This window comes from Algoriphagus sp. AK58 (assembly GCF_014324365.1).
Lineage (GTDB): Bacteria > Bacteroidota > Bacteroidia > Cytophagales > Cyclobacteriaceae > Algoriphagus.
The window spans coordinates 248,501-264,385 of sequence record NZ_QEIG01000007.1; the positions used below are offsets into that span (position 1 = coordinate 248,501).

A 15,885-nucleotide genomic window follows, 5' to 3' on the forward strand; every position below is an offset into this window, starting at 1 on the left:
GCCAAAAAAATAAAGGTTATGTTTCCATAACCTTTTTCGTTTAATCTTTTTTAAGAGTGCATTGGCTCCTTTTGAACCTCTTCGAATGCTTTAAGCGATTCTTCGAACTTGTTCAGGTAGTTTTGAATCTGCCTGATATTTACCGGCTTCACTACCGGGAATTTTGGAGCGGCTTTGAACAAAGTAAACATAGTAGTGTGGTTTAGTCTTATCTAATTTTGTCAAATGGTATGCCAACTTGATTTGACTTATAACAAGAAAACCCCTCGAAAGAGGGGTTTACAGGGTGAAAGACCGGACTCGAACCGGCGACCTCTGGTGCCACAAACCAGCGCTCTAACCAACTGAGCTACAATCACCATTTATCAATTAATTGAGGACGTTTCCTCAATTGGTTTGCAAAAGTAAGGACTAAGCTTCTTTGGTGCAAGGGTGGGATTATTTATTTGTGAAAAAAGTTAGCCTTTCTCCTTTTTTGCTTTCGTCAAAGCGACCCTCACTGTACGCTAAATGTCCGGAAACGATCGTGTGTGTCACACTGGACTTAAACGTATGACCCTCGAATGGAGACCATCCACATTTGGCTAAGATATTTTCTTTGCTGACCGTCCAAGGGGCATTGAGATCCACCAGTACCAGATCGGCAAAATATCCTTCACGGATAAAACCCCTGTCTTTGATTCTGAAAAGACGGGCCACATTGTGAGCCATTTTTTGGGCAATGGCTTCCAATGATATTTTCCCCTGATGATAAAAATCCAACATTGCCACCAAGCTGTGTTGAATCAGTGGTCCTCCCGATGGAGCTTTGAGGTAAGACTGTGCTTTTTCCTCCAAAGTATGAGGTGCATGATCGGTTGCTATGACATCAATTCGGTCATCCAACATCGCCTGAAAGATATTATCTCGGTCATGGGCTGTTTTCACGGCAGGATTCCACTTGATCAGATTTCCTTTGGTATCGTAATCCTCCTCGGCAAACCACATATGGTGAATGCAGGCCTCTGCGGTGATTTTTTTTTCTTCCAAAGGAATGGTATTTTCAAAAAGCTCTAGTTCCTTGGCAGTACTGATATGCAAGATGTGGAGACGGGTGCCGTACTTTTTGGCCATCGCCACCGCACGGCTGGATGCATCGTAGCAAGCCTCCTCAGATCGGATTTTTGGATGAAATTTGACAGGAATATCCTCACCATAGATCTTTTTGTATTCCTCAAGATTGGCTTTGATGATGTGGTCGTTTTCGGAGTGGATAGCCAATAGGCCTTTGTATTCTTTAAAAATCCCCTCCAGCGACTCGATATTATCCACGACCATATTTCCGGTGGAGGAGCCTTGGAATACTTTCAAGCCGCAGACATTTTCCAAATCCAGCTTCAGGATTTCTTCCAGATTGTCATTGGTTCCTCCCAAAAAGAAGGAATAGTTGGCTAGGGAGACTTCTTTTGCTCTCGAATATTTTTCTTCCAAAAGTTCAATAGTAACTGCCTGAGGAACTGTATTGGGCATCTCCATGTAGGAAGTAGTGCCTCCTGCCACACCGGCTTTGGCTTCGGTGTAGATTTCTCCTTTGTGTGTGAGGCCTGGCTCGCGGAAATGTACCTGATCATCGATAACGCCCGGAAAAAGGTGTTTTCCTCTTGCATCCAAATGAATATCAGCGGACTCCTGACTGAGATCTGCACCGATCTTGGAGATGCGTCCTTCTCGGATCAATACATCTCCCGGAGTAATCCGGCCTTCATTGACTATATTTGCCCCGGTGATCAGGATACTTTTCATCGTTTCTACTTTTTAAGAGTGGAGATTTCATTTCAAAATTAACAATCATGAGCAATGAAACCGTAGGGTTCGATGCATTTAAGCTAAACAAACAATTGCTCGATGCAGTCGCCGAGGCCGGCTATACTACCCCGACACCCATTCAGCAAAAGGCTATTCCTTTGGCCTTAGCAGGTCATGATGTACTGGGGATAGCTCAGACGGGGACAGGAAAAACTGCCGCCTACATTCTGCCTGTCCTGATGAAAGTGAAATATGCGCAAGGGAAGCATCCCCGAGCCTTAATTCTCGCGCCTACTCGGGAGCTGGTCATGCAGATCGAGGAAGTTGCCCGGCAGTTAGGTAAAAATACAGACCTGCGAATCGTCTCCTTATATGGAGGTCTTGGACCTAAGACTCAAATTGAACTGATCGAAGCAGGAGTGGATATTCTGATTTCTACACCGGGTCGATTTATGGATATCTATCGAAAAGGGAATATTTATCCAAGAGAACTGAAAACCATGGTGCTGGATGAGGCGGACAAGATGATGGATATGGGTTTTATGCCTCAGATCCGATCGATCTTGGAAGTGATTCCTACCAAACGACAGAATCTTCTTTTCTCCGCCACGTTTTCCGGAAGGATAGATCACCTCGCAGCCGAATTCCTTGAGTTTCCGGAGAGAGTAGAAGTAGCACCCTCAGCGACGACCGCTGAGACTATCGCTCAGGTTAAATACACGGTGCCCAATATCAAGACCAAAATCAACCTGCTTGCGCACCTCTTGCAAAATGAGGAAATAAGCCGAGCGATGATTTTTACCCGAAGTCGGAAGAACGCCGAGTCGGTGTATTCTTTCTTGGAGCGGAAAGACTTCGGAGAAATCCGGGTAATCCATGCCAACAAAGGCCAAAATACCCGAATCAATTCCATGGAGGATTTTAAAGCGGGAGATGTGCGGATCTTGGTGGCCACCGATGTGGCATCGCGAGGCTTGGATGTTACCTTAGTTTCTCATGTGATCAACTTTGATGTGCCGCTGATCTATGAGGATTATGTGCATCGGATTGGTCGTACAGGTCGGGCAGAAAATGAAGGAAAAGCCATCACCTTTATCAATCCGGCAGAGGCGTATCATTTCGAAAAAATCGAGGAGCTGATCCGCATGAAGGTGGAGGAATTGCCAATTCCCGATGCAGTGGATGTACCCGCTACACCTTTCGAAGAAAAGCAAGCCTATGAACGGGAACTGGATAAGCTTAAGCAGAGGGATAATCCGGATTACAAAGGAGCTTTTCACGAGAAAAAAGCTCAGCCCAAGAAAAACATTGGAAAAGGTGAAAAGGTAAAAGCGAAAAAGCACAGCAAAAAGCCCAATCGAAATCAGCTGAAGACAAAGAATCAGAAAAATAGGGGGAAATGAAAAAAAGGCCTTGAAAATCAAATTTCAAGGCCTTTTTCAGCTTTTTTATCTATCCGTTCTGGTATTCGTGCCATCCACCGGAGTTCGTTGGTCCCTGTTGGCCAAGTCCCAAGCGGTGTGGAAGATCAGTTGCGCTCTTTTGGTCATCAGCGGAAACTCGATCTTGTCCACGGTATCAGTCACCTGATGGTAGTCGTCGTGCACCCCGTTGAAGAAGAAAATCACCGGAATATTGAACTTCGCAAAGTTGTAATGATCTGAGCGATAGTAGAATCTGTTGGGATCGTCTTCCGCATCGTAGCGATAGTCGAGGATCAGATTAGTATAGGTGATGTTGTTGTATTCGTTGATTTTCTTCAGGTGAGAAGAAAGCATCTCCGAACCGATCACATAAATGTAATCTTTGTTTTCAGCCTTTTGGTATTCGTAATCGATACGGCCCACCATGTCGATATTGATGTTGTTCACCGTATTGGCAATCGGGAATACCGGATTTTCCGCATAATACTCTGATCCCAAAAGTCCTTTTTCTTCTCCCGTTACATTTAGGAAAAGGATGCTTCTACGAGGTCTATTGCCTTCTTTCGCCGCCAAAGCAAACGCTTCTGCGATTTCCATGACGGATACGGTACCCGAACCGTCATCGTCTGCCCCGTTAAACGCATCTCCTTCACCATTTACACCCACGTGATCGTAATGCGAAGAAATCACCAATACCTCTTCTTTTTTATCGGTTCCTTCTAGGAAGCCCATCACGTTGACGGCTTCAACAGGAGTTTTGGTTTTTACCACTTGAAAAGTTGCTTTCTGAGAAGCGATACTTGTAGGATTGGATTTGGCTGCCTCTTTCAAGGTTTCTACAGGTGTTGCGAAAAGCTGGGCCATTTTATCCGAGCTGACCATGAAGACGGGTCTTTGATCTGTAGCCTTGTCGAAGCCGATTCGGCCTCTTCCTGCAAGCGTCTTGTATCGGTTGGCAATTCGGTCAAAATTTGCTTGCCCTTCCATGGTCACAATCACCACTCCGGCAGCACCAGCATCCATCACTGTAGAGATCAGGTCATTGCTTCTCACACCTACAGCCCAAAGTCCGACTAATTTGCCTTTGACATCCACTTTGGCCAGGTTTTCATCCGTCACCAAGCCCAAGAATACCAAATCAGCTTTGGCAGCTTTGGCCATGTTTCCGTCACCGGTAAATACAAAATCAGTGTTTTCTACCAGCTTGGTTTTACCAATTTCTAGGGTCACTTTGGAAAAATTGGTGCTTACCAATGGTACATTTTGAAAGTAGCTTCCATTCACAGGGGCGGAAAGACCTAAGCCTTTGTAAAAATCTGCAAGGTACTGTGCAGCAATTTTACCTTCCGGAGAACCTGTGTCCCGACCTTTCATTTCGTCAGAAGCCAAGTAGGTGAGGTGTTTGGTTAAATCTTCTACCGTGATGGTATTGGCGTATTTCACTTGTGTGGGATTCTGAGCCATCGCAGGCATCATCATTCCCATCATCAAGGCGCCACCTAAAAGGAGTCCTTTGTTCATATTTTTCAGTTTAGGGCCCTAAGCTAGCCAAATTTTTAACCCTCATAAAAACCGCTCGTCAATTCTGGTGTTTATGAGGTAAATAATTGAAAGTCCGCGAAGGCTTTTCTTTCAGGAAACCTTACCTTTGCGCTCGTAAAATCGGGATGATTCCAAACCCAAATAGATCATACTTCCATAGCGTTCTTTATGCAGATCAATCTTTCTAATGCTGTCAAATTTGAGAGCAGACACAATGGCCCGACAGAGGCGGAAATCGCGGAGATGTTGGAGAAAATCGGTGCCTCTTCCCTGGAGGAATTAATCAACCAAACAGTCCCCACTTCTATTCAACTGGAGCGTCCGCTGAACCTTCCGGCCGCGCAATTGGAATCGGAGTTTTTGAAAAATTTCAAAAAACTTGCCTCCAAAAACAAAGTGTTCAAGTCCTACATCGGGATGGGTTATTATGACACGATTGTTCCCGGAGTAGTACTAAGAAACGTCTTAGAAAATCCGGGGTGGTACACTGCTTACACTCCCTATCAGGCTGAGATCGCTCAAGGTCGCTTGGAGGCGCTGATCAATTTCCAGACTGTGGTGATGGAATTGACCGGAATGGAGTTGGCAAACGCCTCTTTGCTCGATGAAGGTACTGCAGCGGCGGAAGCGATGACGATGCTGCATGCCGTAAAGCCTAGAGAGAAAAAGAATGCCAACAAGTATTTTGTAGACGAAAAGGTATTCCCTCAGACCAAAGCCTTGCTAGTCACTCGTGCGGAACCTATAGGAATTGAGTTGGTCTTTGGGCCGCTTTCAGCATTGGATTTGACAGACCCTGAGCTTTACGGAGTGATGTTCCAATATCCTAATGCAGACGGAGAAGTGACCGATTACTCAGCCATTGTTGCTGCTGCAAAGGATAATAAAGTATTGACCGCTTTTGCTTCAGACCTGTTGGCTTTGACCCTATTGACGCCTCCGGGCGAAATGGGTGCTGATGTCGTCGTAGGATCTGCTCAGCGTTTTGGCGTGCCGATGGGTTATGGTGGACCACACTCTGCGTTTTTTGCTACTAAAGATGAATTCAAACGTCAAATCCCGGGTAGAATCATTGGTGTGTCCATTGACCGCGCTGGAAACAAGGCTTACCGAATGGCACTTCAGACTCGCGAGCAGCATATCAAGCGCGAAAAAGCAACTTCCAATATTTGTACTGCGCAGGTTCTTTTGGCAGTCATGTCAAGCTTCTATGCAGTCTATCATGGTCCAACAGGTCTGAAGAATATCGCTTTGAGAACTCACGGTTTGGCCAAACTCACTGCAAAAGCTTTGACTCAGATGGGGCTTGAAGTTTCTTCTAAAACCTATTTTGATACGATCAAAGTAAGTGCTGACGCTGCTATGCAACAGAAAGTTCAGGAAGCCGCACTTGCTGCTGAGATGAACTTCAGATATGAAGAGGGTGGGATTTTTATCTCTTTTGATGAGGCAAAAACCGTGGAGGATACTTCTGAAGTGATTTCCGTTTTTGCAAAAGCAACTGGAAATTCAACCCCTGATGTTCATGCTATCGCGGCTGATTTGAATCTGGAGTTGCCTCACGAATTGCTGAGAAAGTCAGAATATCTGACGCATCCTGTCTTCAACAATTACCACAGTGAGCACGAAATGCTCCGCTATATCAAGCGTCTCGAGGCCAAAGACCTTTCATTGGTTCACTCCATGATTTCCTTGGGTTCTTGTACGATGAAGCTCAACGCGACTGCAGAGATGATTCCTGTGACTTGGCCTGAGTTTGGTCAGTTGCATCCTTTTGCCCCAATTGATCAGACAGAAGGATATCAGGAGCTCTTCACTAATCTGAGAACTTGGTTGACCGAGATTACCGGTTTTGCCGATACCTCCCTTCAGCCTAACTCCGGTGCTCAGGGAGAATATGCAGGTCTGATGGTGATCAGAGCCTATCATATGAGCCGTGGTGAAGGTCACAGAAATGTAGCCTTGATCCCTACCTCAGCTCACGGAACCAACCCGGCATCAGCGGTCATGGCGGGTATGAAGGTGGTTTTGGTGAAGTGTGACGAAAAAGGAAATATTGACATCGAGGATTTGAAGGCAAGAGCAGCAGAGCATGCAGATGACCTGTCTTGCTTGATGGTGACTTATCCTTCCACTCACGGGGTATTTGAAGAAGCTATTCAGGAGATTTGCGCAACGATCCATCAATATGGTGGTCAAGTCTACATGGACGGTGCAAATATGAATGCTCAGGTAGGCTTAACCTCTCCGGGTAGAATCGGTGCTGACGTCTGTCATTTGAACCTGCATAAAACCTTCTGTATTCCTCACGGTGGAGGAGGTCCTGGCATGGGTCCAATCTGCGTGGCTAGCCATTTGGCACCATTCCTTCCAGGTAATCCCATCGTGAAAACTGGAGGCGAGAAAGCGGTTTCTTCCATTTCGTCTGCACCTTATGGTAGCGCAAGCATTCTTCCTATCTCTTATGCCTACATCTCGATGATGGGAGGAGACGGATTGACTAACGCAACCAAGATGGCAATCCTCAATGCCAACTATATCAAGGAAAGATTGAGCGGACATTATTCTATCCTGTATACCGGATCCCAAGGACGTGCCGCACACGAGATGATCGTGGACTGCCGGGCTTTCAAGGAAGTGGGTGTGGAAGTAGAAGATATCGCCAAGCGACTGATGGACTACGGATACCATGCTCCAACAGTATCCTTCCCGGTAGCAGGTACCCTAATGATTGAGCCTACTGAATCTGAGACCAAAGCGGAATTGGATAAATTCTGCGATGCGTTGATTTCAATCCGTGAGGAAATTAGAGAAATCGAAGAAGGAAAGGCTGACAGAATCGAAAACGTATTGAAGAATGCTCCTCATACGGCTACTATGGTATTGACAGGAGAGTGGAATCTTCCATATAGTAGAGAAAAAGCAGTATTCCCGATTGCCTATGTGAAGGAAAACAAATTCTGGCCATCTGTACGTAGAATTGATTCTGCCTATGGTGACAGAAACTTGGTTTGCAGCTGTATTCCTGTTGAAGAATATGCAAAAGAAAATGAGATGGCCTAAGCCATCTCATTCTTACCAAAAAAGGGCTGCCAGAAATGGCCGCCCTTTTTTGGTTAATTATTTTCAGACAATGTCAGACATGAACATGGCGCTCGGCATGGTAAGAAGATCTCACCAAGGGTCCTGATTCTACGTATTTTAAACCTCTTTTCAGACCTTCCTCTTTGTAATGGGCAAATAAATCCGGATGGATAAATTCTGCCACTTCTATGTGCATTTTGGTAGGCTGTAAGTATTGACCTAGCGTGAGAATGTCGCACCCATGGGCAGCCAGGTCATCCATAGCTTTGTAGACCTCTTCTTTGGATTCACCTAATCCAAGCATAATGCCGGTTTTGGTTCGTTTGCCGTATTCTTTGGTCAGTTTGATCTGTTCCAAAGATCGCTCATATTTCGCCTGTGGTCTTACCATTCGGTAAAGTCTGCCCACAGTTTCCATATTGTGTGAAACCACCTCTTGTCCGCCTTCAATCATTCGGTAAAGTGCATCCCAATTTCCTTTCACATCAGGAATCAAGGTTTCAATGGTAGTTGAGGGGGACATTTCTTTGGTAAGTACGACAGTCTGATACCAAATTTCTGCTCCTCGGTCTTTGAGTTCATCACGGTTGACAGAGGTAATGACGGCATGCTTTACTCCCATCAGTTTGATGGCTTCTGCAACACGTCGTGGTTCGTCAGTATCATATTCGTTGGGACGGCCTGTAGCTACTGCGCAGAAAGAGCAAGATCGAGTGCAGACATTTCCCAGAATCATAAAGGTGGCTGTTCCGGCACCCCAGCATTCGCCCATATTGGGACAATTTCCGCTTTCGCAGATGGTATGAAGCTTATGTTCGTCGACTAATTTCCTGACTTTGGCATATTCCTTTCCTACTGGAAGCTTCACTCGAAGCCAATCTGGCTTTTTTCGTTTCGTTGCTTCCTCGGAAATTACGGGTAATTCGATCATCGTCTTAAGATTTGATACAAAGGTAACTCAGCACCTTTCAAAAACCCAACTCGGCTTTATTTTCTAAATCCGTAAAAAAACGTGAGATAGGCAGATTGAAAGATCTGATTATTTTCAGTAGTGGGAATCAGTGGAATTTCTTTGCTATAACCTTCAAGCATGTATCCAAGTTCCAACCCGGTAGCACTGCTTTTGAATACTCCGAATTCAAAATTGATCGCTGCTTTTACAGTAGCCCCAAATGCAACATCAGACTGTCCCAAACCTTGGAAAAGCCTTCCGGTACCCAGGATATTAAACCTGCTTTGGTGGATCTCTGGATCATACTGTTCGGTGACTGTCTCCACACGATTGACTGCATATTCGATGTAATAGGGAGCAATAATTCCCAGTGTGGGACCAATGGCACCTAAAGCGGAGACTTGTACACCTTGATTGGGGGCTTTCTTGAATAAAATCAACTCTCTTCCATAATGGGGTCGAATCGCATACAAATAGTTGGATTTCCCAAAAATGTAACTGTTTCCAAGGACCGTATTATACCGGGCTTCTTTCGGATTTTTCACATTAGAAAGCTCAATGCCCCAAAATGAAAATTGGGAATCATCTATCCTAGTACCTGCTTTGAATACTAACCCCCCAATGAGGCCGCCATTGGTATTTTTGTTTAAACCGAATAAGTACTCTTTGTCATATTCATAGTTTCCAATGTCATCCCTTTGTGGAAATGCACTAAATGAAATAGAGAATAAAAGTGCGAAAAGCAGGAATTTCAGTTTCATCATTCGAATTGGTCGAAAATATTGCCCGAATATTGATTATAAAGTGTTTAACTGAATTTTAAAAGTAAGGGTTTATGCCCACTATAAAAAGAAGGTCTTTAGGGAATTTGAGAACTAAGACGACTCATGTTTGATCTAGGCATTTGATAGTCAATGACGTTTTATTGGATCATAAATGGGAAGAAATTGAGGTTGGAACTACAGATTGCCGCGCTACTTTCATGGGATTTACGGTGTAATTAGATGAGAATTCTTCAGAATGGTTTTCTTGGGGAAATCACCAAACTCAGTTAGGATTGCCCGTTATGGATTGAGGAGATCATCGGTGAATTTCTCTAGTCCGGATGATTGATTGATCAGAGATTTTTTGCAGACGTTAAGTGAGAAACCCATCGATCTGGTTGGTTTCACTTTTTACAAGCCTTCAATCAACTTTTATTATTCCATTTTTGACTTTCTTTGCTTCAAAATGAGTTTTTAAACAGTAGAATAGAAATTATAAACCCAAATATTACTATGTGTTACCTTTTTGAAAGCTTTAGTGGATGGAAGAAGTATTGTGATCAGAATAGAATCACACTTGTTCAATCAGTCATCGAGTATGAAGTAGAGCAAAAGAACTCATCTCCTGAAAAAATTTGGCAGGGGCTGGCTCATGCCTACCAAGTAATGAAGGAAGCGGTAAAGGCAGGTCTGGAGGAAGACATGACCTCTCGATCAGGTATGATTAATAATGGGGCAAAAAAAGTCTACAACAATCCTCTTACAGTTCTTTCTCCTGAATTCCAGCGATTAATATCTCGGGCCTTGGCTGCAAAGGAAGTCAACTCCTGTATGGGTAGAGTGGTCGCTGCTCCTACTGCAGGAGCTTCGGGTATTCTTCCGGGCACTATGGTAACACTTCAGGAAATTCACTCTCTTGAAGATCAAAAAATTCTGGAAGGCTTATTGGTTGGAGCTGGTATAGCTTTGATTATTGAGGAAAAGGCGAGTCTCGCGGGTGCAGTGGGTGGGTGCCAAGCCGAAACAGGATCTGCCGCTGCGATGGCTGCAGGTGCCATCGTGTATTGTTTAGGAGGTAATGTGGATCAGGTTTTTAACGCGGTAGCTATCACGATTCAATGTATGTTGGGATTGGTTTGTGATCCTGTTGCCGGACTTGTTGAAGTCCCTTGTGTGGTGAGAAATGCAAGTGCGGCGGCTATTTCTTTTAGCTCTGCCCAAATAGCATTATCAAATGTGAATGCCGTAATTCCTGTAGATGAATGTGTGGAAGCAATGGGTGAGATCGGGGCGTCTATGGAAAGTAGATATAAGGAGACCGCAATGGGAGGCTTAGCGGCTACCTTGACCGGGCAGGAAATTGCCAATAGAGTATTGATACAGGATATAGAGATTTTGCCTGACGAGAGCCTACCTGAGTAGGCTCGCTACCTGTGGAATTGATAAAAACCAATCAATTGAAAAACTGAAGAAGATTGCCCATAACATGCCGCTAACAAACATGTAAGCGAATATTTTTCTCTTATGGGTGCCAAAAGAAATAAGGATTAAAGTCCCCCCGATTGGAGTTAAAAGTATAGGGGTTAACAATGCAATTCCCATTTCCCCATATTTGCTCCAAATTCGGACTATGTTTCGATTTTTTTTGGAGAAAATATTTCTCTTTTTGCCTGAATTAAGCTGCAAAATACGTTTAAGGCGTAGGCCCACAAAAGTAAAAATGGTCACGCTTGACATCATTGCGAGGACGGTTACTCCTACCATTTGCCAAGGTGTATAACCTGCAGCTGATCCCAATACCGGCCCGGCTATGAACTTGAAAAGAGATAGAAAATAGATTCCAAAAAAGGTAATAATGGAATCGCTCATAACAAAAAGTATAGGTAAAGAAGATATGCTAAAAACAAAATTGAACCCTCAACCTTTGAAATTCTCATTTTGGTTCGCATAAGAGGGAATAATAAAATGGAAATCCCCAACATCCAAAGAAAGTCAGAATTAATAAAGGCTTGTGAAATCGCTATGGGTTTTACTAAAGCGGTAATCCCAATAATCGAGAGGATGTTCATAATATTGCTTCCAAGAATATTGCCTAATGCTAGGTCAGTTCTTTTTGACAAGGCCGCAATGATGGAAGTGATCAATTCAGGAAGACTGGTTCCTATAGCAACGATGGTCACACCGATCACTCGCTCAGAAACCCCAAAATTTTTCGAAATTATAACGGCATTCTCCACCAAAAAATCAGCTCCAAAATACAATCCAACAACACCTCCGATCAACATGGCGAGGGAGATCGGCCAAGTATAATTTTTGACTTCCTCTATTTCCTCCTCCACCAGTTCGTTTTCTTTCACCAATCCTTGTCCAAGATTTCTAAAAAGATAGGCGTTAAATACAATAAAACCTCCAAAAAGAAGGAAACCTTCCCAAAAAGCAATCTTAAGATCGAGGCTTATGAAATAAAATAGGAAGGTAACAAGAAGCATCACCAAAAAGTCAAACCGGATGTGTTCTCTCCGGATAAGTATTGGATAAAAAATTCCGCTCAATCCTAGCACCAAGCCAATATTGGCTATGTTTGATCCTACGACATTGCCAATAGAAATGTCACTATTCCCTTTGATCGCTGCATTCAAACTTACCAAAAGTTCAGGAGCGGAGGTTCCAAAAGCCACTACTGTCAAGCCTATCAAACCTGTGCTCATTCCGAGTTTAAGTGCGATAGAAGAGGCTCCATCTACTAGTATTTTACCTCCAAGTAATAGAATAAAAAGCCCCAATAGCAAAAGTAAATAAGGTGTCATCAGATCACAGTTTTTCTCCAAAAGCTAAATCTCCAGCGTCACCTAGTCCCGGGACGATATAAGCGTGTTCATTTAGTCTTTCATCCAGTGCTCCCAGCCAAATCTTGTAAGGGAGATTCAAATGAGACTCCAAAAATTTAATTCCTTCCGGGGCAGCAAAAGCTGCCGCAATATGAATCATTTTTGGAGTTCCATGAGTCAATAGGGTATCTATTGATTTGATAAATGATTTTCCAGTGGCCAGCATGGGGTCGGCAAGAATAAGAGTCTTGCCAGTTAAATCCGGGCTTGCATGGTATCCAAGGTTGATTGAAATATTGTCGGCGTGTTCTTCTCTGAATGCGCCAATAAAGCCACTCTCTGCCTGGTCAAAGAAGTTTAAAAATCCCTGGTAAAAGGGAAGTGAGGCCCTCAAAACGGCAACGATGACGGGCTGACACTGGGGGATTTCAACATTTAATTTAGCCAGAGGAGTTTCTACCTCCTGGCTTTGATAATCCATGGTTTTGGATATTTCATAAGCCAGGATTTCTCCTAGGCGTTCAAGGTTTTTTCTAAACCTCATTCTGTCCTTTTGGATTTGGACGTCCCTGAGTTCTGCCAAAAATCGATTGGCTATTGTCTTTTGCTGGGATAGGATGAACATGTTTCAAAAATAAAACAAAACCCGGTGATAAACCGGGTTTTAGATTGGTGTTATTTGATTTCGAAGCTGGTTCGTCTTGCCATCTGCCGGGCATCTTGGGAAGCTTTATCCACAGAAGTATCTTCACCATAACCTTTAAAGGTAAGTCTTGTAGGCTCGATACCCGATGATATCAATAGCTCATAAACTGTTTTAGCCCTTCTTTCTGAAAGCTTGATGTTATAATCTTCCGGTCCCAACTCATCAGCGTATCCTTTTATTTCGATTTTTGCTCCGGGATTTCTCTTGAGAAAATTTGAAATGTAATTCGCTGAACCTATGGAGTAGGCTAAAGGCTTGTCACTATCAAATGCGAAATAAACATTTAAGTATCCCTCATTGATTGCCTTTTTCAAATAATCAATTTCATCCTTTACCTCTTCTACCGGGCATCCATTGGTGGAAGCTGGACCAGGAACAAATGGGCACTTGTCCAGGTGATCCGGTGTACCGTCACTATCCGAGTCCATAGTAATTCCATTGGAACTTACCCTGGCACCTACGGGAGTATTTACTTCCTTGTCAAGATAATCAGGGATACCATCTCCATCCGTATCTTTCAACATGTCCTTGATTCCAGAGATTTCAGAAGCCAACTCCTCTTTTGTTGCATACTTATCGGCAGCGATGTACCAATCTGCATGTTGTTCAGCTTTTCCAATGTAAAAATTCAAACCCAGGGTTCCAGTCCACCACCCTCCGACAGCATGTACAAATGGGTTTGCTGGAGGATTAGGCTGTACAGGTGCATTGTATTTGTTGCCATCAAATGTGTAGGTCTGACGTCCATTGTGGATATAAGTAATGTCACCTACCAAAGCGATTCTTTCTGTTAATTTATATTGAGGAGTCACCCCAACAAGGATATTATATACATAGTCAGGCTCTTGGTTGAAAACGGTGTTCTGGAACTTATTTCTTCCAAATCCTGGCCCAAAATGGCCTAGTAATCCTAATTTTCTCGAAAAATTTTCAAAATTCATCATCCGGCCATAGTTCATGACCATTTGTAAGTTCCCCCGTAGGTAATTAGTAGAAAATTCCGGGCTTTCTCCTTGGACCTCTCGGAAAGTCCCTATTCCAATATCTCCCTTTACTCCAAAATATTCATTGAACATGTATCTGGTTCCAAAGTCTACATGGCCAAGATTTAGCGTGGGAGTTAAAAAGCCTGGTGAAAGAGGACCCATCGCTTTGTTGAATCCGCCTGTGACTTCAAGTGACCATTGATTAAAGTCCTTTTGGGCTACGGCTTGATAGGCAATTCCAAAGGATATTAATAGAATTAAATACTTTTTCATGAAGAAGGTATTGGGTGGGATGATTGAAGAACCAAAAGTAAATAATACTAGCTATTTGACACAAAAAAGCCCGTTCAATTTGAACGGGCTCATTTATTATTTAGATATTCTAGCTTATTTCACTTCGAAGCTTGCTCTTCTTGCCATTTGTCTAGCGTCAGCAGAAGATTTGTCTACAGAAGTATCTTCTCCATATCCTTTGTAAGAAAGTCTAGAGGCATCTACTCCGGAAGCTACTAAGAGATCATAAACTGCTTTTGCTCTCTTTTCAGACAATTTAATGTTGTAATCTTCAGGACCCAATTCATCAGCGTATCCTTTAATTTCAACCTTAACTCCAGGATTTCTCTTCAGGAAGTTAGAGATGTAGTTTGCTGCACTTACTGAATATGCAAGAGGTTTAGCACTGTCAAACGCATAATATACGTTTACATAACCGTCATTGATAGCTTTTTTCAAGTAATCAACTTCTTCTCTAGTGACTTCAGTAGGACATCCGTTGGTAGAAGCTGGACCTGGCTGGAATGGACATTTGTCCATGTGATCAGGAGTTCCGTCTCCATCAGAATCAAGAGTAGTACCTGTAGGACTAACTCTAGCACCGGCAGGAGTATTTGGTTCTTTATCAAGATAGTCTGGAACACCATCTCCATCGGAATCCTTCAACATATCCTTGATTCCATTGATCTGAGAAGCTAATTCTTCTTTGGTAGCGTATTTATCCGCTGCGATATACCAGTCTGCATGCTGGGCTTGCTTTCCAAGATAGAAGTTCAACCCAATTGTACCGGTCCACCAAGTACCATTCGCTCCGTAGAAACCGTTGCTGATGTCTGGTCTGATAGCTGTAGCACCGTCAAAAGTTACAGTCTGACGACCGTTAAGAATGGTAGAGATATCACCGACAAGTGCAATCTTTTCACTCAACTTCAACTGTGGTGTGATACCAAAGATCAATGTGTAGACATTGTCGTCGAAATCATTGTAAAGATTTTCTTCAGGATTAACTAAACCTACACCAGCACCACCATGAAGCAATAAGCCAAATTTTCTGGTGAATGACTCGAAATTCATTACTCTACCGATGTTGGCTACACCTTGTAGGTTAAGTCTATTGTACTTAGTGTCGAAGCTTGGACTTTCGCCTTCCACTTCTTTGAAAGAACCAAAGCCGTAGTCAAGTTTCAATCCAAATTTCTCATTGAACATATATCTGACTCCAAAGTCAACATGTCCAAGATTAAGTGTTGGTGAAAGATAGCCACCGGTCAATGGAGCCATTGGTTTGTTAAAGCCACCTGTAGCTTCAATTGACCATTTGTTGAATTCCTGGGCATTGGCACCTACTGCCATTGCACCAGCCATGAGGGTTGAGAGTATAAATTTTTTCATGACAAAAAATTTTTGTTCAAATTTTTAGTGATTGATAGATGTGATTACAAATTTATAAACTTTTAATTTACTGCAAATCTAGATGTTTTATTTAAAAGGCAATAATGACAACTGAAATTAACTCAGCATTTTTTAATGTTTATTTGTTT

Annotated in this window: 13 protein-coding genes and 1 tRNA gene; 3 read left to right on the forward strand and 11 right to left on the reverse strand. The window is 43.2% G+C overall.

What is annotated here, in order from left to right:
* Positions 1-50: 50 nt before the first annotated feature.
* From DDT91_RS06665 to DDT91_RS06675, 3 genes are all read right to left on the reverse strand, one after another.
* On the reverse strand, positions 51-191 hold the full coding sequence (locus DDT91_RS06665) for a hypothetical protein (protein ID WP_187175368.1): 141 nt from the start codon (positions 189-191) through the stop codon (positions 51-53).
* 93 nt (positions 192-284) lie between these two features.
* Positions 285-360, reverse strand: a tRNA-His gene (locus DDT91_RS06670).
* 78 nt (positions 361-438) lie between these two features.
* A complete protein-coding gene (locus DDT91_RS06675; RefSeq protein WP_187175369.1) occupies positions 439-1,782 on the reverse strand; it encodes a dihydroorotase in 1,344 nt (447 codons plus the stop codon).
* Between the two features lie 47 nt (positions 1,783-1,829).
* Here DDT91_RS06675 and DDT91_RS06680 point away from each other — a divergent pair, with 47 nt between their 5' ends.
* Positions 1,830-3,188: a DEAD/DEAH box helicase gene (locus DDT91_RS06680; protein ID WP_187175370.1), complete on the forward strand. Its 1,359-nt coding sequence runs from the start codon at positions 1,830-1,832 to the stop codon at positions 3,186-3,188.
* Positions 3,189-3,233: 45 nt separating this feature from the next.
* Here the strand turns inward: DDT91_RS06680 and DDT91_RS06685 are convergent, their stop codons facing one another.
* Positions 3,234-4,730 (reverse strand): M28 family peptidase, encoded by a 1,497-nt coding sequence (locus DDT91_RS06685; RefSeq protein ID WP_187175371.1) that lies wholly within the window; start codon positions 4,728-4,730, stop codon positions 3,234-3,236.
* Between the two features lie 189 nt (positions 4,731-4,919).
* On the opposite strand from DDT91_RS06685, the gene gcvP reads away from it, so the two are divergent.
* Positions 4,920-7,814, forward strand: coding sequence for an aminomethyl-transferring glycine dehydrogenase (gcvP, locus tag DDT91_RS06690; RefSeq protein ID WP_187175372.1), 2,895 nt, complete (start codon positions 4,920-4,922; stop codon positions 7,812-7,814).
* Positions 7,815-7,887: 73 nt separating this feature from the next.
* On the opposite strand, the gene lipA is transcribed toward gcvP, so the two are convergent.
* Both lipA and DDT91_RS06700 read right to left on the reverse strand, forming a co-directional pair.
* Positions 7,888-8,766: a lipoyl synthase gene (gene lipA / locus DDT91_RS06695; RefSeq protein WP_187175373.1), complete on the reverse strand. Its 879-nt coding sequence runs from the start codon at positions 8,764-8,766 to the stop codon at positions 7,888-7,890.
* A 56-nt stretch (positions 8,767-8,822) separates the two neighbouring features.
* Positions 8,823-9,548: a hypothetical protein gene (locus DDT91_RS06700; protein WP_370539297.1), complete on the reverse strand. Its 726-nt coding sequence runs from the start codon at positions 9,546-9,548 to the stop codon at positions 8,823-8,825.
* A 516-nt stretch (positions 9,549-10,064) separates the two neighbouring features.
* Here DDT91_RS06700 and sdaAA point away from each other — a divergent pair.
* Complete coding sequence (gene sdaAA / locus DDT91_RS06705; protein WP_187175375.1) at positions 10,065-10,973, forward strand: L-serine ammonia-lyase, iron-sulfur-dependent, subunit alpha; 909 nt, start codon at positions 10,065-10,067, stop codon at positions 10,971-10,973.
* On the opposite strand, the gene DDT91_RS06710 is transcribed toward sdaAA, so the two are convergent.
* The 5 genes from DDT91_RS06710 to DDT91_RS06730 all read right to left on the reverse strand — a co-directional run bounded on the left by DDT91_RS06710 (position 10,962) and on the right by DDT91_RS06730 (position 15,736).
* A complete protein-coding gene (locus DDT91_RS06710; protein ID WP_187175376.1) occupies positions 10,962-11,420 on the reverse strand; it encodes a hypothetical protein in 459 nt (152 codons plus the stop codon). The two genes, sdaAA and DDT91_RS06710, sit on opposite strands and share 12 nt — an antisense overlap.
* Positions 11,417-12,358, reverse strand: a complete 942-nt coding sequence (locus tag DDT91_RS06715) for a calcium/sodium antiporter (RefSeq protein WP_187175377.1) — start codon at positions 12,356-12,358, stop codon at positions 11,417-11,419. The genes DDT91_RS06710 and DDT91_RS06715 overlap by 4 nt, the downstream gene beginning before the upstream one ends.
* Positions 12,359-12,362: 4 nt before the next feature.
* A complete protein-coding gene (upp, locus tag DDT91_RS06720; RefSeq protein WP_187175378.1) occupies positions 12,363-13,004 on the reverse strand; it encodes a uracil phosphoribosyltransferase in 642 nt (213 codons plus the stop codon).
* Between the two features lie 50 nt (positions 13,005-13,054).
* Complete coding sequence (locus DDT91_RS06725; RefSeq protein ID WP_187175379.1) at positions 13,055-14,344, reverse strand: OmpA family protein; 1,290 nt, start codon at positions 14,342-14,344, stop codon at positions 13,055-13,057.
* 114 nt (positions 14,345-14,458) lie between these two features.
* Positions 14,459-15,736: an OmpA family protein gene (locus DDT91_RS06730; RefSeq protein WP_187175380.1), complete on the reverse strand. Its 1,278-nt coding sequence runs from the start codon at positions 15,734-15,736 to the stop codon at positions 14,459-14,461.
* Between the last annotated feature and the right edge of the window lie 149 nt (positions 15,737-15,885).